General features: G+C 57.3%; 19 protein-coding genes, 1 tRNA gene and 2 pseudogenes. 11 read left to right on the forward strand and 11 right to left on the reverse strand.

Annotated features, from left to right (window positions below):
* Positions 1-247: 247 nt before the first annotated feature.
* Positions 248-937, reverse strand: coding sequence for a tellurite resistance TerB family protein (locus AO064_RS03470; RefSeq protein WP_064052389.1), 690 nt, complete (start codon positions 935-937; stop codon positions 248-250).
* Between the two features lie 125 nt (positions 938-1,062).
* On the opposite strand from AO064_RS03470, the gene AO064_RS03475 reads away from it, so the two are divergent.
* The 3 genes from AO064_RS03475 (at position 1,063) to AO064_RS31630 (ending at position 2,500) form a co-directional block, all read left to right on the forward strand.
* On the forward strand, positions 1,063-1,590 hold the full coding sequence (locus AO064_RS03475) for a DinB family protein (RefSeq protein ID WP_064052390.1): 528 nt from the start codon (positions 1,063-1,065) through the stop codon (positions 1,588-1,590).
* 195 nt (positions 1,591-1,785) lie between these two features.
* A complete protein-coding gene (locus AO064_RS03480) occupies positions 1,786-2,067 on the forward strand; it encodes a hypothetical protein (RefSeq protein WP_043205329.1) in 282 nt (93 codons plus the stop codon).
* A 214-nt stretch (positions 2,068-2,281) separates the two neighbouring features.
* Positions 2,282-2,500 (forward strand): hypothetical protein, encoded by a 219-nt coding sequence (locus AO064_RS31630; protein ID WP_064052391.1) that lies wholly within the window; start codon positions 2,282-2,284, stop codon positions 2,498-2,500.
* 579 nt (positions 2,501-3,079) lie between these two features.
* Here AO064_RS31630 and AO064_RS03490 read toward each other — a convergent pair.
* On the reverse strand, positions 3,080-3,502 hold the full coding sequence (locus AO064_RS03490) for an RDD family protein (protein WP_064052392.1): 423 nt from the start codon (positions 3,500-3,502) through the stop codon (positions 3,080-3,082).
* A gap of 71 nt (positions 3,503-3,573) precedes the next feature.
* Positions 3,574-3,999, reverse strand: coding sequence for a hypothetical protein (locus AO064_RS03495; protein ID WP_147469659.1), 426 nt, complete (start codon positions 3,997-3,999; stop codon positions 3,574-3,576).
* Between the two features lie 449 nt (positions 4,000-4,448).
* On the opposite strand from AO064_RS03495, the gene AO064_RS03500 reads away from it, so the two are divergent.
* A complete protein-coding gene (locus AO064_RS03500; RefSeq protein ID WP_064052394.1) occupies positions 4,449-4,775 on the forward strand; it encodes a DUF2388 domain-containing protein in 327 nt (108 codons plus the stop codon).
* 148 nt (positions 4,776-4,923) lie between these two features.
* Here the strand turns inward: AO064_RS03500 and AO064_RS03505 are convergent.
* A pseudogene (locus AO064_RS03505) lies at positions 4,924-5,340 on the reverse strand (putative metallopeptidase); the annotation flags it as partial.
* A 76-nt stretch (positions 5,341-5,416) separates the two neighbouring features.
* On the opposite strand from AO064_RS03505, the gene AO064_RS03510 reads away from it, so the two are divergent.
* Together AO064_RS03510 and AO064_RS03515 are read left to right on the forward strand one after the other, a co-directional pair.
* Complete coding sequence (locus tag AO064_RS03510; RefSeq protein ID WP_064052395.1) at positions 5,417-5,863, forward strand: hypothetical protein; 447 nt, start codon at positions 5,417-5,419, stop codon at positions 5,861-5,863.
* A gap of 60 nt (positions 5,864-5,923) precedes the next feature.
* Positions 5,924-6,271 (forward strand): hypothetical protein, encoded by a 348-nt coding sequence (locus AO064_RS03515; RefSeq protein ID WP_064052396.1) that lies wholly within the window; start codon positions 5,924-5,926, stop codon positions 6,269-6,271.
* Here the strand turns inward: AO064_RS03515 and AO064_RS03520 are convergent.
* The 3 genes from AO064_RS03520 to AO064_RS03530 all read right to left on the reverse strand — a co-directional run bounded on the left by AO064_RS03520 (position 6,264) and on the right by AO064_RS03530 (position 7,725).
* Positions 6,264-6,674, reverse strand: coding sequence for a hypothetical protein (locus tag AO064_RS03520; protein ID WP_064052397.1), 411 nt, complete (start codon positions 6,672-6,674; stop codon positions 6,264-6,266). The two genes, AO064_RS03515 and AO064_RS03520, sit on opposite strands and share 8 nt — an antisense overlap.
* 558 nt (positions 6,675-7,232) lie before the next feature.
* A complete protein-coding gene (locus AO064_RS31120) occupies positions 7,233-7,412 on the reverse strand; it encodes a hypothetical protein (RefSeq protein ID WP_082893868.1) in 180 nt (59 codons plus the stop codon).
* Between the two features lie 115 nt (positions 7,413-7,527).
* Positions 7,528-7,725, reverse strand: coding sequence for a hypothetical protein (locus tag AO064_RS03530; RefSeq protein WP_043205324.1), 198 nt, complete (start codon positions 7,723-7,725; stop codon positions 7,528-7,530).
* A 191-nt stretch (positions 7,726-7,916) separates the two neighbouring features.
* Here AO064_RS03530 and AO064_RS03535 point away from each other — a divergent pair, with 191 nt between their 5' ends.
* Entirely contained in the window at positions 7,917-8,417 is a 501-nt protein-coding gene (locus AO064_RS03535) for a hypothetical protein (protein ID WP_244159469.1), read from the forward strand.
* A gap of 23 nt (positions 8,418-8,440) precedes the next feature.
* Here AO064_RS03535 and AO064_RS03540 read toward each other — a convergent pair whose 3' ends face one another.
* Positions 8,441-8,620 carry a hypothetical protein gene (locus AO064_RS03540; protein ID WP_064052399.1) on the reverse strand — a complete coding sequence of 60 codons (180 nt, stop codon included), beginning with the start codon at positions 8,618-8,620 and terminating at the stop codon, positions 8,441-8,443.
* Between the two features lie 113 nt (positions 8,621-8,733).
* On the opposite strand from AO064_RS03540, the gene AO064_RS03545 reads away from it, so the two are divergent.
* On the forward strand, positions 8,734-9,309 hold the full coding sequence (locus tag AO064_RS03545; RefSeq protein ID WP_064052400.1) for a hypothetical protein: 576 nt from the start codon (positions 8,734-8,736) through the stop codon (positions 9,307-9,309).
* Between the two features lie 6 nt (positions 9,310-9,315).
* On the opposite strand, the gene AO064_RS03550 is transcribed toward AO064_RS03545, so the two are convergent.
* Positions 9,316-9,528: a hypothetical protein gene (locus AO064_RS03550; protein WP_064052401.1), complete on the reverse strand. Its 213-nt coding sequence runs from the start codon at positions 9,526-9,528 to the stop codon at positions 9,316-9,318.
* A gap of 373 nt (positions 9,529-9,901) precedes the next feature.
* Between AO064_RS03550 and AO064_RS03560 the strand changes: the two are divergent.
* A pseudogene (locus AO064_RS03560) lies at positions 9,902-10,417 on the forward strand (hypothetical protein); the annotation flags it as partial.
* Positions 10,418-10,527: 110 nt separating this feature from the next.
* Here the strand turns inward: AO064_RS03560 and AO064_RS03565 are convergent.
* Positions 10,528-11,148, reverse strand: coding sequence for a hypothetical protein (locus tag AO064_RS03565; protein WP_244159471.1), 621 nt, complete (start codon positions 11,146-11,148; stop codon positions 10,528-10,530).
* A 237-nt stretch (positions 11,149-11,385) separates the two neighbouring features.
* Positions 11,386-11,472: transfer RNA gene (locus AO064_RS03570), tRNA-Leu, on the reverse strand.
* Positions 11,473-11,688: 216 nt separating this feature from the next.
* On the opposite strand from AO064_RS03570, the gene AO064_RS03575 reads away from it, so the two are divergent.
* Positions 11,689-12,015, forward strand: coding sequence for a DUF2388 domain-containing protein (locus AO064_RS03575; RefSeq protein WP_064052405.1), 327 nt, complete (start codon positions 11,689-11,691; stop codon positions 12,013-12,015).
* Positions 12,016-12,296: 281 nt separating this feature from the next.
* Positions 12,297-14,729: a TonB-dependent receptor plug domain-containing protein gene (locus tag AO064_RS03580; RefSeq protein WP_064052406.1), complete on the forward strand. Its 2,433-nt coding sequence runs from the start codon at positions 12,297-12,299 to the stop codon at positions 14,727-14,729.
* Positions 14,730-14,750 lie beyond the last annotated feature (21 nt).

Below are 14,750 nucleotides of genomic sequence, written 5' to 3' on the forward strand. Positions count from 1 at the left end.
TCGCAGCCTCGCTAAAGCTCGACAGCTCCCACAGGGGATCGGCTGTGTAAGTGGGATTTCGGTCGTACCGGCGTGCGCAATTTGAGCCACGACGAAGATCAAATGTGGGAGCTGTCGAGCCCCAGCGAGGCTGCGAAGGCGGCGGTACTGCCAACATTTTCAGCGCCTGACACACCGCTTTCGCAGCCTCGCTAAAGCTCGACAGCTCCCACAGGGGATTTGCTTTAGCCTGGAATTCCGTTTTCCCTCAGGCCTTGGCCTGTTGTTCCAGGTGCAGCTGTAATTGCGGGTCGATCTGCAGTTGCCCGGCCAAGTCGTCCAGGTAGTTGCGTTCGGCGTCCTGCTGATCATCCACCATCATCACACTGGCCAGGTAAACCTCTGCCGCAACAGCCGGGTCACTGGCGAATTCGGCGAAGTCCGCCGCGTCCAGAGGCTTGGCAACCTCAGCGTCAAGCCACTGCTGCAATTGCGGGTCGTCGGTATGCCGGCCCAGTTCACTGGAAATCAGTTGCTGCTCTTTTTCATCAATGCGGCCGTCGGCTTTGGCGGCAGCAATCAAGGCACGCAACACCGCATGGCTATGGGCCTCGGCTTCGGCGCCGTCAAGCTGGTCCACAGTCTGCAAGGCTTGCTGCGGGGCATTGGCTTGCTGGCGCTGCCAGGCTTGGTAGGCCTGGAATGCCGCCATGCCCAGGGAAGCCAGCGCTGCATAGTTCATCCCGCCAGAGCGTCCTTGAGCCGGACGCGCGCCAGTGGCACCTCCCAACAGACCGCCCAGGCCGCCCAACAGACCACCCAAACCACCACCGGCCGAAGCATTGCCAGTGCTGGTACCTTTCAATAAACCGCCGAGCAGCCCACCCAGGCCGCCCGAGGAAGCACTCCCCCCTTGCCCGGCGCGCAAGAGTTGCTCCAGTAAGTCGCTGGTGTTCATGGTGTCACCCTCCCAGGGCGCAGTGTTGGCGTCTACCAACCATAGCCCGCCGCTGTCGGAACACCATGACCGCCGGGCGGGCACGGCCTATCATGGCGTCACCGTGCCTGTGAGAGAAAACCCAAGTGAACCGGATTGAGCACCTCGCATTGATGGCGAGCTATAACCAGTGGATGAACCGCAAGCTCTATGACGCGGCCGGCACGCTGTCGAACGCGGCGTTACTCATGGACCGCAAGGCGTTTTTCGGCTCGATCCTCGGCACGCTGAACCATCTGGCCTTGGGCGACACGGTCTGGCTCAAGCGTTTTGCCGAGCATCCCGCAGGCTACGCGGCATTGGCTCCGTTGAGTGCGATCACAGCCCCTGCCGATCTCAAGCAACTGGCCTTTGCCGATATCCGTGAGCTGTCAGCCCATCGCGCCTGGCTGGATCAGCTGATCGTCGACTGGGCTCACACGGTGCAGGACCCCGATCTGGACCATCGCCTGCACTACCACAACATGCGAGGTGTCGCCGCCGATAAAGACTTCTTCAGCCTGCTGGTGCATTTCTTCAATCACCAGACCCACCACCGGGGCCAGGCAACCACCCTATTGAGCCAAGCAGGGCTGGATGTGGGCACTACGGATTTGCTGGCGCTGATCGACTGAATTCTGCTTCAAACGCGGGAACGCACACGTTCACCGCGGCAGCAGCCCTGGGGTTGAACAGCCCCGCAAACAAAACCGAACGCTGCCTCGCCAATGGGGTCGAAATCCCAGGTGCCGGGATTTTTTACCGCCCCGCCCTCCCCGCGTGCATTGTGGGTCTACCGATGCGCGTACCCCCAAGAAGGAGACGCTTACATGGTCATTCACTTCAAGGTCGCAGGTCACTTAGCCTGTGGCCACCACGGCACCAACCTCCCTTCCAGCACCGAGCTGAACCGAGTCAAATGCCGTACCTGCCGCAATACCGAAGCCTACAAGGACGCGCGCCGCACCCAGCGCAACGCCGCCCGCCGCGCCAACCGCAAGGCCAAGACCCCTACCGCCGTTGATTGGCGCAGTGCATGGACACAACGCCTCACCGACCTGCCCGGTTTGCAGCGTTTGCCACGCGGTTTCAGTGGTCAGCCTTTCGTTTAAGCCACCGATGCAAAAAAACCCCGGATGTTCCGGGGCTTTTTTGCACCCTCCATTAACTTGCTAACGCACCTGTCCTACATCCTATAATTCGTGCCTTAGGGGGCGAGCCTGGTGCCTCTTACGACGAAACTTACTCCGAGGCCAGAGCCCTTCAACGTCGCGCGACCGCGATGAAGTGCAATTAACGTGAATCAACGGACTGCGGGATAGCCCCATGACTGCATGGAGAGAACAGAGCTTCTGGAGCAAGGTTGGAGTGTGGGCTTGGGTAATTTTTGTAACGACGCTCTCCGGCTATGGCGGATCGACGGGATTGGACGCAGACCCACACGGCCGCAAGCGGGTCTTCAGCCCTGGCTTCGTGGTTCTGTGCTTTTTCGTGGGTGTGATTGAGCTGATAGCCCTGAGCTATTTCTATGGTCGGCGCGCATGACATAAGGCGGGACAACTCACAACGCCGTCATCCTCCCTAAAAACACTCATTTGCTCCTGGTATTGGCAAATGAACCTCCCGCCCGCCTTATGCTGCGCATTGGCGCTTGCCAAGACAGTCTCACGATCGTCTCAGCCGAATACGTTTTATCGTGTTGGGTCATAGGCACTGACTGCTGCGTCCCACTGCATTTCATGGTCTTCGACCTGAACATTCCATTCACAACCAGACACCGCGATGCGAATTTCCGATAAACATTTACACCAATGCTGTACGCCAATCCATGTCGCGTCTTCTTGGTTATCGGGGAGCTTGGTAGAGCCCGAAAACACGAGGCCCTTCTTTAGAAAACGGCCCGGCTCTACGTTTATTGAAAAATCGAATGACTCCCAGTTTAGGCCGGAGCCGAAAGAAATAAATCGTTCGATTTGATCGTCTACGCAGTGGCGATGGACAATCGACTCAACGACAGTTATCTCGCTCAAGCTGAGCGGTGCTTTTCGCCGAGCAGTGTAATAGATGGATAGTGCCAAGGTGCGCCCTCAGAGCTGTAACGTTGCGCCGATGTAGCGGTTACAGCTACTTGAACCGGACCACTACCGTGGATGCGAGCATGTCTCCTAGCCGTTTCCGTGAACCAAAGAAAATAAATATCCAGTCAAAAATGCTCAGGATGGGCGTCGTGATGTTTCGCATGAAAGATTGATATAGATTGCAATTCAGGTGGCTGCGCTCGTCAATTACTGACATCCCCAGCAGCTTTTTACCCACGCTTTGACCGTTGGGCATTGCGTCTGAAAATAGGTAATACGCCGCGGCGGAGCCAACAGCCAGAATACCGACCGCGTCTGGAGACACACCCACAAACTCAGCCGTTCTTCCTACGGCAAATAAAACAAAAAGGGTGGTCAAGGAGTCAATCCATTGCCCTCCCAGCCGCCGCCCCAGTCCAGCCAGGTTGGCTGGCTTGCGGTACTCAGTTTGAGTAGTACTCACTTCCATGCGTTGACGCTCCAATTGTATTAAATTTCAAACAAAGCCTAGCGCGGCTCCGGGGTCTGAACTTGTTTGGATTACTTGAGGTAGCCCGTTTTACGCATCTGCAGGCTATAGATCCAAATGGCAACCAGCAGGACTGCTTGCAGGGTTGCCGGCAGCACGAACCAGGCAACCTTCAGGTATAGGCTGGACGTTATCAGGAAAATTTCCGGCAGCACCAACGGAATCAGCGCCGGCCCGAACAGTAATGCGCCCAATAGAAACCACGAGGATTTCGCACTGCGCCGACAAAGCAGCACGCCACTTACGGCCAACAGAATGCAGGTCAGTACCGCCGGGAGCATCAGGATTACCGGAATATCACCCATTCTGGCCTTATCCCAGCCATCGCCGACGAGCCAGTAGCCAATTTTAAGTGTCAGAAAAAAGCAATAGACCGCCGATAACGTAACCACTGCCGGGCTTGAGGGGTTTCGTACCTGAGATGTACTTCTGTCCATAACTGCTAGATCTAGCGAAAGGCCGGACAATCCAGCCAACCATCGCAGTCTACAGGACGCTCAGCGGATCATGAAGTTACCGGTAAACAACTAAATGAACGTGATTCAGCACACGGAAGCATTCAGCGAGCCCTTTGCGAAGCTCAGGGGAAAACAGAGGTTTTATTGCGGACCGAAAAAACAAGGGCTTCCCTTTTATATGTCCAGCCATCACGCCTCGCGTCATTAAACCGGCGACCACTTATGCGGCAGCAATTGATCGATTTCACTCGCCCAACTGGCTTTTATTCGCCACGCCATCATGCACTAGCACCTTCATGCGGTTGGCCCGCTGGTTGGCAAAAAGGTAGGTGTGTTCGCCATCCGCTTACCCTAGTTCCTCCTCCCCGTGCGGGAACTCACTCTGCTAAGGTATCGCCCCAATCGACAGCAAATGGAATCAACGAAGAATGGACTCATGGAAGATTCTGGCGTTAGCCCTACTGGCATCGGTCAACACTCAGGCCGTGTCAGGTGACAACGTCAACCCTGTCGCTGCAGGACTATTTATCACAATTTCCTTCCCAACCATCTTAATTGGAGCAACCACATCGCTCACAACCGAGCCTCCAAAGATTTTCAAGTCAGCCAAGACCGATGCTCTGGCATTCATCGGTTCGGACAGCGAGATTCGTGGTGCAGAGTTTGAGCAGGCGGTGCGCTTTTATCGCACGACTTACACGCCACCGTTGATGACTGACCAGCAACTGGCCCAGGCACTCGCGGCTTCATTCTGAGGTCGGCCGTCAAGCTGTCAGCAGTGCCGAGCTTCTTGGCTTGACGACCCCACAAAACTAATCATCGGGCCCCGCCCACAATGCCTTCCCTAATCCACGCGAATGAGTTCGATATATGCGTATCAATGTTCGATTTAGTGTCTTGGATATCGTTGGCGTGAGCGATGTGGTAAAGCTCATGCTCTACCACGGCGCAGAAGTCGGTGTCACTGCACTGAGCGTAGCAGTCAGCAGCAAAAGTGATGACGTAGGCCAGGACCTCGCCGAACCAATCACGCATCTGTTGCTCCATACGGGCCTTCTGCCAACCCCCAGCGCGAAACGCTGCCTGTTCGGCCTGGCCCAAAACTGTGCGCCCCTGCTTCTCGAAGCTCGACGACGCCCACATGATCCGGATGTCTGCATCCGGTAGGTAGCCGTGGTCTTCGTTGTGAATGCTGCCGGTGTCGGCAAGGATCTCGGCTTGGAGCCATTCCCACAATTCGGTGGCTGGTGTCAGGCGGACACCGAAATCGGAGAGGTCAGACAGCTCAAGAAGTGACGATGGAGGGTTTGGCCTATCCATAAGTTACCTTGAGCTTGAAATAGTGGCGCGTTGCCGGTATTGATGGCGACTTCCCTAAGTAAGGAAGCTCACCTTCATGTCTTTTGCTCTTGTTCGCGCTGCTGCAACCTGCCTATTGGCAGCTACAACTCTCCTCGGATGCGCCTCTGCCCCGAAGGAAACCTGGACCAATAAAGGTCCATCCGAAATTGCCACAGAGCGTGGGCAAAGAGCCTGCTACGCAGACGCCAACATCATTGGCGGCGAACGGGTTTTCGGAATGCTATGTGCGGCGCCAATCAATGGACTTCTTACTGATGGCGATCCAGTGATCATGGCTGGCCCCGCTTATCACCGCCTCTTCAAAGTGCACCTAAGTGAGACGACAAAAGGGATTAATGTGCCGCTCGGCGACAAGACTGGGCTACTTCAATGCGACCCCCTCAAGACCCACGCCGATAAGTCAGCCCCTGAGACCGCCTGCAAAATTACCGTTGATGGGAAGATGGTCGTCAGCACAAAGATTACCTTCGCCGACAAATAATTAAGGCCGTGCCGCACCCACCTGCGGCACACCCTACATAACAACGGCTGGAGATCGGAAATGAGTAATCACCATCTTCCCCACCACCTCTGGGTGGGAGCAATGCACTATGTCGCTGCAAAGCTCGTTCTTTCAGCTCCGGAGTTCAGCCAAGCAGATAAAGACAAGGCGTCAATCGTTGTCGAATACACCGACGACAAGCTGTCTTCGGCTGGCTTTGCACCTAACGAGGGGGCCTGGCTCCCGCCGGAAGAACTGGCCGTAGAGAACGTGAGCGGACCAGTCTACGGAATCCCAATGGCTGATGGTGACCCTGTGGTCCGTGTTACCAGTGACTCGTATCGCAAGGCGATCCAGATTGCGTACAGCTGCCCTCTGATCTCCGACCCATCGAAAACTATCACGTAGCCCGGACAGCCATTGCAGTCTGGCTATACACATCCGACAGGACTACCAGCATTCGAACCTGCCCGCCAGTGCATGTGTCGCGCTTCTGGGCCATCTCAATAACTTCGACAGCGGTTGCCCCCATGTCCATTGCAGTAAGCGCAAACGGCGACCGATTGCCAATGGCGTCGACACGATCAAGCCTGATTCTGTTCTTCCAGAAGCCCGTCTTATCGTCGTGAGCGATCAGCCAGAGCGTGCCGCCATCTACCGCGTATCCGGATGCCTCGACGGGCGCCGACGCAGTAGTACCGAAATAGGCTGCGATCAATGCGTCGAAATCGCACGTCCCACCGGTACGAAAGAAATGCATACCGTTCACCGTCTCCAACTTTTCGCAGTCGTCATCAGTAATGGTCGTCATCGATGTGCTACCCCGCCTTGAATGGGTGAATGGTTCCCGGTATTGATAGTTGTCAAATCACAAGGACGTCCACATGAGTGAAACGCAACAAGCTGGCCCTCTCCGCCCCAAACTAACAATTGCATTTTGGTCATTCGCATTGGGGGTCGCTACAACGATAGCTGGAGCAGCCGCTCACTACGGTCGTCAGGACAGCGACCTAACAAACGTAAGGGAGCGAGTCGAAGACTTCAGAAAGGCAAACGACAGCCTAAATACTTCACTCAACCAATGGATAGGGGCGTACAACAAACAGGCCGCGACCCTCGCAGCTTCAGAAGAGAGAGTGCGTCAGTTGGAAAACGATCGGTGCACGCCCATCAAATCGGATGTCGACGATATAAGGTCCGATATCAGCTCGGCAATGAAGTACTACCCCGAGAGGGTTGGCTCCCTTAAAGAAATGATGGACCAATATCAACAGACTTTGCGCGCTTGCTATGCCGCGTCATCTAGTCCCACTCATACACCGTAAAAATCCAGCGCTGCGATTTTGCACATTCTAAACCGTGGCGTGGATCACTTGACCCGGCGCTCGACGCCACCAGGCGCCTTGTCACAGTGCAGGCAGTGCTCGCAGTGCAGCGTCCGGCACAGCCAGACCTTTACCCCGTCCCTCACCTTCCCGCTCAGTACGCACAAGGTCGCCCAAAACGCGATAAGGCCGCAGGCGATGGAGTTGATCAGCTCAAGATTCAGGGTGGGTTACCGCATCTGAATTCTTTCAACATCTGCACATTCCTTTTGCTGAATCGACCTTTCCATGGGCAATAAAAAACCCGACTCAAAGGCCGGGTTTGCAGGCTGATTTTACTCAGTTGTCAGGATGCTCGCTTGCTACCGAATCAGCGGCGTCTACATCCGACATGTCCTCTTCGAGCGGCGCGTCATCGTCTGGCGGCAACGGGATACCGTCCTCATCGCGCTTCGGGTCGTGCCCTGTCTCGTTGTCAGTGCCGCGAGTTACATCCTGCTGGGAAATATTCCCTGGTGCATTTTCATTGATTTCCATGCTGGCTCTCCGTTCTAACGCTCGGGATATCCGCGCTTAAACATGGGAGTCGGCAGGTCACAGCGAGTGCCGAGCACTGGACGAACGGCAGAAAACGAAAACGCCCCGCACAAGGCGAGGCTTTCATAATTCCTTTCGCTCTACTTTGGGATCAGTAGTGCGGATCAAATGTGCTGGAAACTACCCATCCAATGACCGCGCCAATTACTGTCCAGACGACATCCGCGACAACAGGCTGGCCGTCAAACAAGGCAAGACGAACGCAAAAACAGGAATTGCGTCACACGGCCCCGTACGGCACTCGGCAGATGCTCGATGCGCTGATGCGCTGGCATGAGATAGAGGAAGTCAGTGAGGCAGTACAGCTACTAGTGCTGAATGGCCGGGCCGAGGATCTGCCGCCGGCGCCACCTAAGGTCAAAGGGCCGTCCGAAATCATCCGTCACTACTTTCGTCAGGGAATGCGTGACCGGCTGGCAGCGCTCACCGCTGAGCTTGGCGAGACGAAAGATCGGACGACCATCTGGCGACTGATCGCACAAGCCCATTCACTGGGCGCTGAGAATTCCGCCTCGATGCTCGAAATTAAGCGCCACGAAATCGACATACCGCAAAACGTGGCGCGCAAATTAAGGCAAGCAGGTTTGGCCGAATCCATTCAAATGAACGCCGAAGACGACGCCGACAAATAACCCACTCTGCTCGCTGCATCCGGTTACTTTCGACCGCTCGCACCGAAGAAAGGAAGCACCAGCAAAAAGAGCCCCCCTGCAAGAATGCCAACACCAAAGGTATGCACAAAACCTTCTGAGTTGGTGGAGATGATGGCCGCGCCAGCGATCGCCCCGGCGCAGCCCACTATCCGTATGTTTTTGCTCGGCGACTTCAGTTCCATTGCAGTGATGCTCCCTATTAAGAATGCGCTGAGTTTATCGCAGCGACCTTCAAATAAGAATCTTTCTCGCCGCATCCGGTAACCGGAGGTCGGCGCCTGACTGGAGATAATCCATGGACGATCAGTTCTACCTGCAAGACAGTCGCAGCCACGCCTACGTCGGCAACGGGTTGTCGTACTGGGGCTTTCGCGGATCTGGATATGTCACCGATCTGGCCAAGGCCCAGGTGTTCACCCGGGACGGCGCTTGCGATCACCGCGACACTGACATTGCGTGGCCCAAGGCCTATGTCGATGCCCGGGCGCGTATTGGTGTCGACTGCCAGTATGCGACGTTGAGCGAAGCCCTGGACCAGAACCCCGACGCAGCCGAGTTTTACATCCAGAAGCCGCAGCACTGGAAAGGCAACAACCTGATTTGGCTTTGTGAGGACGGAGTATTCACCAGCGATCTGTCGAAGGCTGTCGTGGTCTGGCCCAGGCCCTACATCGACGCGCATAGCCGCCGGTTGGTCGAGCGCGATGACGTGAGCATCAAGGAAGCCCTGCGCGGCACCGGAATCAAGTTGGCCAAGCCGATAAGGCCGAAAATGATGATGTTGAATTGCGATGGCTGCGGCAGGTTCATCAGTGACGCCCAGCGCTATCGGGAAGACTGTCGGAACTGCGGAACAAGCAACACGCCTTGAGGAGCATCAACGTGAACGCTTGGCGCTGCCCTGCTGGGTGAATTGTTCAAACTCGGCGAGCATGACAACCGCCGTGAACTGCAGCTCCTCGTACTGAGCGGATATATCGTCAGTCTGGAACGGCCAGTTTTTCTCGTAGAAGTCTTCCGCCGCTACCACCGCTTCATCCTTTGCGATTTGAAGCTCGCGAAGGTCTGCTTCGTATTTGTCATCACGCACCTATGCCTCCTTGGTCCGGCTCCATGCCGGTCACCCGTAATACCCCATATCACTAAGCAGTGCCAGCCAGCAGCGCCCTATCGACTTCCTTTCGTATCAGGAATAAAGCCACCCAAAAAAAAGACAGTCGCAGGACCTACGAGCCAAGCGACCGTCGTACCGGGGCTGGCAATGGCCACGGCAATAGCAATTGTAAACAGAACTATTCCTGACCACAGCCGCCTACGCGGCGTGAACCACTCGCGAAGCGCTTCAATCTTTTTACCCGCCATAACCACCTCCTTGTTTGATCAGCAGCAAAGCATATCACCCACTCAAACGAATCACGCCAGCCGGCGAGGCGAAGCGATGCCCATTACCCCGGAATACCTGAAGTCCGATCATCGCCCCGGCAACGCACCAGGGCAGCGATCGCATCAATGACCCGCTCGACCATCCGCCCACGGTGACGTGCGCGAATCGCGGTGAGCTGACGCTGATCAGCCCTTTGATGGTTGGGGTCGGCGGCCCCGAGTATTCCGGCAAGCCGGTCGGCATGGACCAGCCGGTGGGCACGCTGATGACTCAGAACCACCGCGCGCAGGCTTCCGCCTGCATCGTTCAGGCCGGGCACGGAGAGCGCTCTGGCGCAAAGAAGCGCCGCTCCCACGGGGTGAACGACATCTGCGGCCCGATCGGCACCGTCACCGAAGCCGGCGCCCTCCGGGTCGCTGTGTTCTTGATCAGCGACTACGGCACCGAGAACACCAGCGCCTGCGATTCGCCAACACCGGCCATCACCCAGCAAGTGCACATGTGCGGGGATAGCGTGAGCCCTCCGCCAATGGCAGCCATCGCAGAAGCAAACGACCCGTGGCGCGCCGAGCAATGCCAAGCGCACGCCGCATAGATCCCCCGCTCCACCGCCCGGGCATGGCCCGGCAAGGAATGCCGTATGACTAATGAATACCTGATGGGGCCGACCAATAGTGCGGTAACTCAGACTGGCTTACGCTGCTTTCATTTGTCGAGATCTAGCAGCTCGCCCATTCGCCCTCCTAACATTCCACGCAACCACGCACCATGAAACTCAATATTTTCGAGAGAAGTACCGTCCCCTAGACGATGCTCAAAAACCTTGCCCTTCGCTGCGCGATACACGACGCGAAAATGTCCATCATGCGCAGACGATGTCATCACATAAGGGCGGATGGAGATGATTTCGCTGAACGGTACGTGTACTTCAACGGGGCTTCGACAACGACGAGTTAGGGTGAGGGTCAACAGCTGCTGGGTTTCGTCGAACGTGAAGGCCTGCACTTGAGGCTCAGAGACAACCCAGGCAAAGAACGCACCAATGAACACTGCACTGGCCAGCATTATCAGAATGAAGGATGACGCTGTGAGGCTCTCACCCTGGTTAGGCTGCACACCCTGAATGACGTCCGGCCCTGTGAAAAGGAACGTCGCAAGCCCGTAGCCCGGTAAAAGCAGAAGCAGCGCAAGAGAGAAGCCAAAAACACCCATACCATTGCTTCCGATAATTGGTATTTCGGGGCCGTAATACCAAATAGGCGGGTGGGCAGTACTTAGCCCGCCAGCATTGGTTGCTGTGGCGCTAGCGGGTCTTTGATGATTCATCTGGCCGTCTCCAGGGATTGCAGCGCAGACGTTATCACTACTACCGGACAGTCTGGAAACGGATCACAGGGCTTTCTCTGGGCATACCACTGTCGTGATGACCGAGCATTACATCCGCAAACGGATCGGCAAAAAGGTCACGCCAACTAAGTGAGTTGCGGAGCAACATTTGAAATTGCGGAGCGGAAACAAACAAGGGCTTGCATCAGCTTTCGCCCGCAAACCCTTGATTTTAGATGGTGCCCGAACCCGGAATCGAACCGGGACGCCCTTACGAGCGGGGGATTTTAAGTCCCATGCGTCTACCAGTTTCGCCATTCGGGCGGTAGCGCGTGTTGCAGGGTTGGGAATATATAGATCCAGCCGCTTCGACGCAAGTTCGCGGGGCAGCTTTCTTGCACAACGGGAAGGCTGAAAAAGCTTGGTAGATCAGTGATCTAGATACGCGAATAAAGGCAAAGCAACAGGTTTCCGGCTCGAAGAGCCTCCCGCTACTCTGTTAAAGTCACGCCCACCCAAAACGCATGGAAGCGCTGCAGAATGGATTCATTCAAGGTTATCGCAATCGCCAGCCTGGCATTGCTCGGCACTCCGGTCGTAGCGGCCGAAAACAACAACCCGGTTCAAGGCGCGCTGATGCTCACGTCGGTCGCGCCCTTTTTGCTTGTCTCAGGGGCCACAGCCCTGACCTCCGCCATTCCAGAGCAGTTCAAATCGTCCAAGAGTGATGCGCTGGCGTTTATCGGTTCAGGCGGTGAGATCCGTGGGGCACGGTTTGAACAAGCATCACGATTTTATCGTTCCACCTACAACACGCCGCTCATGTCTGACATGCAGTTGGCCCAAGCAATTGCCACGGCGTTCTGACCCACAGCCCCGACATCCGACGCGGGCTGCTTGAGTGAGCCAGCCTCCGCGCGCCTCTTATTCAACGATTCAACTGCCGTTGAATGCCAACCACAATAATAAAAATAGGTAATCTTAAAAATAATATAAATAACATTATCTGATAATTAGCTTATTCCAAAAAAGACTTTCACTCAGATTTTTTATAGGATTATCTTCGCTTCACAGACCGACCCCATACCTGGTGGAGGACGTACCTCCGACCATCAGGAGCCTACCAGGCTTAAGGGATCCTTCTCGCTATGCCACACATCGCCTCTCCCGCCGCGCTCAACAACTTTCACTTGTCGCTGCTGACCAGCTCCCTGCTCCTGGCGGTCGCGCCCACTTTCGCCGAGGCGGCAACCGAGGACGCCAAGCTCGGCACTGTGACGGTGATCTCCACCGGCCTGCGTGGCCAGGAACGCACCGTGGCTGACAGCCCGGCGCCGATCGATGTGATCAACAGCGACCAGTTGCTCAAGACCGGCCGCGCCGAGTTGTCCGAGGCGATTGCCAAGCTGTTGCCGTCCTTCAACTTCGGCACCAACATCGCCGGCTACAACTCGGTGACCCGCCCGCTGAGCAACCGCAGCCTGGGGCCTGCCTACACGTTGGTGCTGGTCAACGGCAAGCGCCGGCACAACGGTGCCACCGGCCAGCGCGGCTCCATCGACAACAGCGGCGCGAACGCGGTGGACATCGACCTGATCCCGGTCAGCGCGGTGGACCATATCGAGGTACTCAAAGACAGCGCGGCCGCGCAATACGGTTCGGACGCGGTGGCCGGGGTGATCAATATCATCCTCAAGTCCACCCATGACGGCGGGCACCTGGAAACCAGTTATGGGCAGCTGTATACCGGCCAGGGCGAAACCATCAAGGTCGCGGGCGACCAGGGTTTCAAGTGGGGTGATGGCGGCTTCTTCCACCTTTCGGCTGATGCGCGCAAACGCGGCAGCGCCTCCTGGAACGACAAGGCCGACAACAGCGTGCGGGCCTTCAATGACCCGGCCAAGGAAGCGGCTTGGGATCGGGTGGCGATCAAGAACGGCGACCCCGACCTGAAGGCCTTCAACCTGGCCTACAACGCCGAACTGCCCCTGGAAGACCTCACGCTGTACTCGTTCTCTACCTACGGTGAGCGTGACGCCGAAGCCGCCAACTACTTCCGCCTGCCCACCGGCACGGCGGCGGTGCCTGAGGTGTTCCCCGACGGTTACTTCCCGCTGAACAACATCAAGGACCGTGACTACCAGTTCCTGTTCGGCGGTAAGGGCCTGGTGGCCGACTGGAACTGGGACCTGAGCACCACCTACGGGCGCAACAACGTGCACCACTCCAGCGACCTGAACATCAACCCGTCGCTGGGCACCGCATCACCGACCCAGTTCGACAACCTGGCAACCTTCCGCTTCGAGCAGTGGGTCAACAACCTGGACTTCACCCGCCGCTACGACAGCCTGTTCAAGCTGACGCCGCCGGTGCAGGTGTCGGCGGGCCTGGAGCATCGCTGGGAGCATTTCAGTACGTTCGCCGGCGACCCCGAGGCTTATCTCACCGGCACCTACCCCGCCGCTTCCGGCGCGCAGGCCGCCGTGACGATTCGTCCGGAAGATGAAGTGAGCCTGATCCGCAACAACTACGCGGGTTACCTGGACCTCGGTTTCGACCTGACCGAGCGTTGGTTTCTCGACGTGGCCGGTCGCGTCGAGCATTACGACGATGACTCCGGCAATACCTTCGGCCTGAAAGTGAATTCGCGCTACGAACTGACCGACACCGTGGCCGTGCGCGGCACCGTGGGCACTGGTTTCCGTGCACCCTCCCTGACGCAAATTGGCTACACCGTGGCCGACAACCGGGTGGCGGTGGATGTGAACGGCAATGTGGTGCCGGCCGTGACGCGCCTGACGCCGTCGGGCAGCAACCTGGCCAAGGCCCTCGGTGGCGATGACCTCAAGCCGGAGAAGTCGCGCAACTTAGGGCTGGGCCTGACCTGGCAACCGGCACCACGCACGAGCATCACCGCCGATGCCTACCTGATCGACATCGACGACCGTATCGCCCTGACCAGCAATATCTACGACCGCGGCAATGGCGCGATCAACGCCATCCTCGCCGCGCAAGGCGTGCCCACCGGTACCTGGGTCAACTATTACACCAACGCCTTTGACACGCGCACCAAGGGCCTGGATGTGGTGGCTGACCACACCACCCCGCTGGACGCCTGGGGCGAAGTGCGCTGGAGCCTGGGCTTCAACTGGAACAAGACCACCATCGAAGGCACCCGCGACACGCCGAGTGCGCTGGCCGGTTCCGGCGTGACCCTGGTGGGCCGCGACCGCGAAGGCGACCTCACCGACGCTTCACCCAAGACCAAGTGGATCCTGGGCGCCAACTGGAAGGTCGAGGACCTGGCCGTCAACCTGCAAACCGCCCGCTATGGCGCGGTCAAGACCCTGGCCGTCAACCCCAGCGGCGACCGCAGCTTCGGCGCCAAATGGATCACCGACCTGGACATCAGCTACACCTTCGTCGACAGCGTCACCGTCAGCATCGGCGGTACCAACATCTTCGACGTACGTCCCGACAAAAACGCCGTGTACAGCAACCTCGGCCTGGCGGCCTACGGCAACCCGCCGTTCTACCCAGGCGGCGGCTATTGGTACACCAAGCTGGCCTACGACTTCTGATCCACACCGTGCATGCACCCG

The organism is Pseudomonas marginalis, assembly GCF_001645105.1.
GTDB classification, from domain to species: domain Bacteria; phylum Pseudomonadota; class Gammaproteobacteria; order Pseudomonadales; family Pseudomonadaceae; genus Aquipseudomonas; species Aquipseudomonas petroselini.

Coding starts and splice junctions, on each gene's coding strand:
- AO064_RS03545 (WP_064052400.1), top strand. CDS start 8,734: ATGGACGATCAGTTCTACCTGCAAGACAGTCGCAGCCACGCCTACGTC.
- AO064_RS03470 (WP_064052389.1), bottom strand. CDS start 937: ATGAACACCAGCGACTTACTGGAGCAACTCTTGCGCGCCGGGCAAGGG.
- AO064_RS03500 (WP_064052394.1), top strand. CDS start 4,449: ATGGACTCATGGAAGATTCTGGCGTTAGCCCTACTGGCATCGGTCAAC.
- AO064_RS03520 (WP_064052397.1), bottom strand. CDS start 6,674: ATGACGACCATTACTGATGACGACTGCGAAAAGTTGGAGACGGTGAAC.
- AO064_RS03480 (WP_043205329.1), top strand. CDS start 1,786: ATGGTCATTCACTTCAAGGTCGCAGGTCACTTAGCCTGTGGCCACCAC.
- AO064_RS03565 (WP_244159471.1), bottom strand. CDS start 11,148: ATGAATCATCAAAGACCCGCTAGCGCCACAGCAACCAATGCTGGCGGG.
- AO064_RS03510 (WP_064052395.1), top strand. CDS start 5,417: ATGTCTTTTGCTCTTGTTCGCGCTGCTGCAACCTGCCTATTGGCAGCT.
- AO064_RS03580 (WP_064052406.1), top strand. CDS start 12,297: ATGCCACACATCGCCTCTCCCGCCGCGCTCAACAACTTTCACTTGTCG.
- AO064_RS03575 (WP_064052405.1), top strand. CDS start 11,689: ATGGATTCATTCAAGGTTATCGCAATCGCCAGCCTGGCATTGCTCGGC.
- AO064_RS31630 (WP_064052391.1), top strand. CDS start 2,282: ATGACTGCATGGAGAGAACAGAGCTTCTGGAGCAAGGTTGGAGTGTGG.
- AO064_RS03535 (WP_244159469.1), top strand. CDS start 7,917: ATGACCGCGCCAATTACTGTCCAGACGACATCCGCGACAACAGGCTGG.
- AO064_RS03530 (WP_043205324.1), bottom strand. CDS start 7,725: ATGGAAATCAATGAAAATGCACCAGGGAATATTTCCCAGCAGGATGTA.
- AO064_RS03515 (WP_064052396.1), top strand. CDS start 5,924: ATGAGTAATCACCATCTTCCCCACCACCTCTGGGTGGGAGCAATGCAC.
- AO064_RS03540 (WP_064052399.1), bottom strand. CDS start 8,620: ATGGAACTGAAGTCGCCGAGCAAAAACATACGGATAGTGGGCTGCGCC.
- AO064_RS03490 (WP_064052392.1), bottom strand. CDS start 3,502: ATGGAAGTGAGTACTACTCAAACTGAGTACCGCAAGCCAGCCAACCTG.
- AO064_RS03495 (WP_147469659.1), bottom strand. CDS start 3,999: ATGGACAGAAGTACATCTCAGGTACGAAACCCCTCAAGCCCGGCAGTG.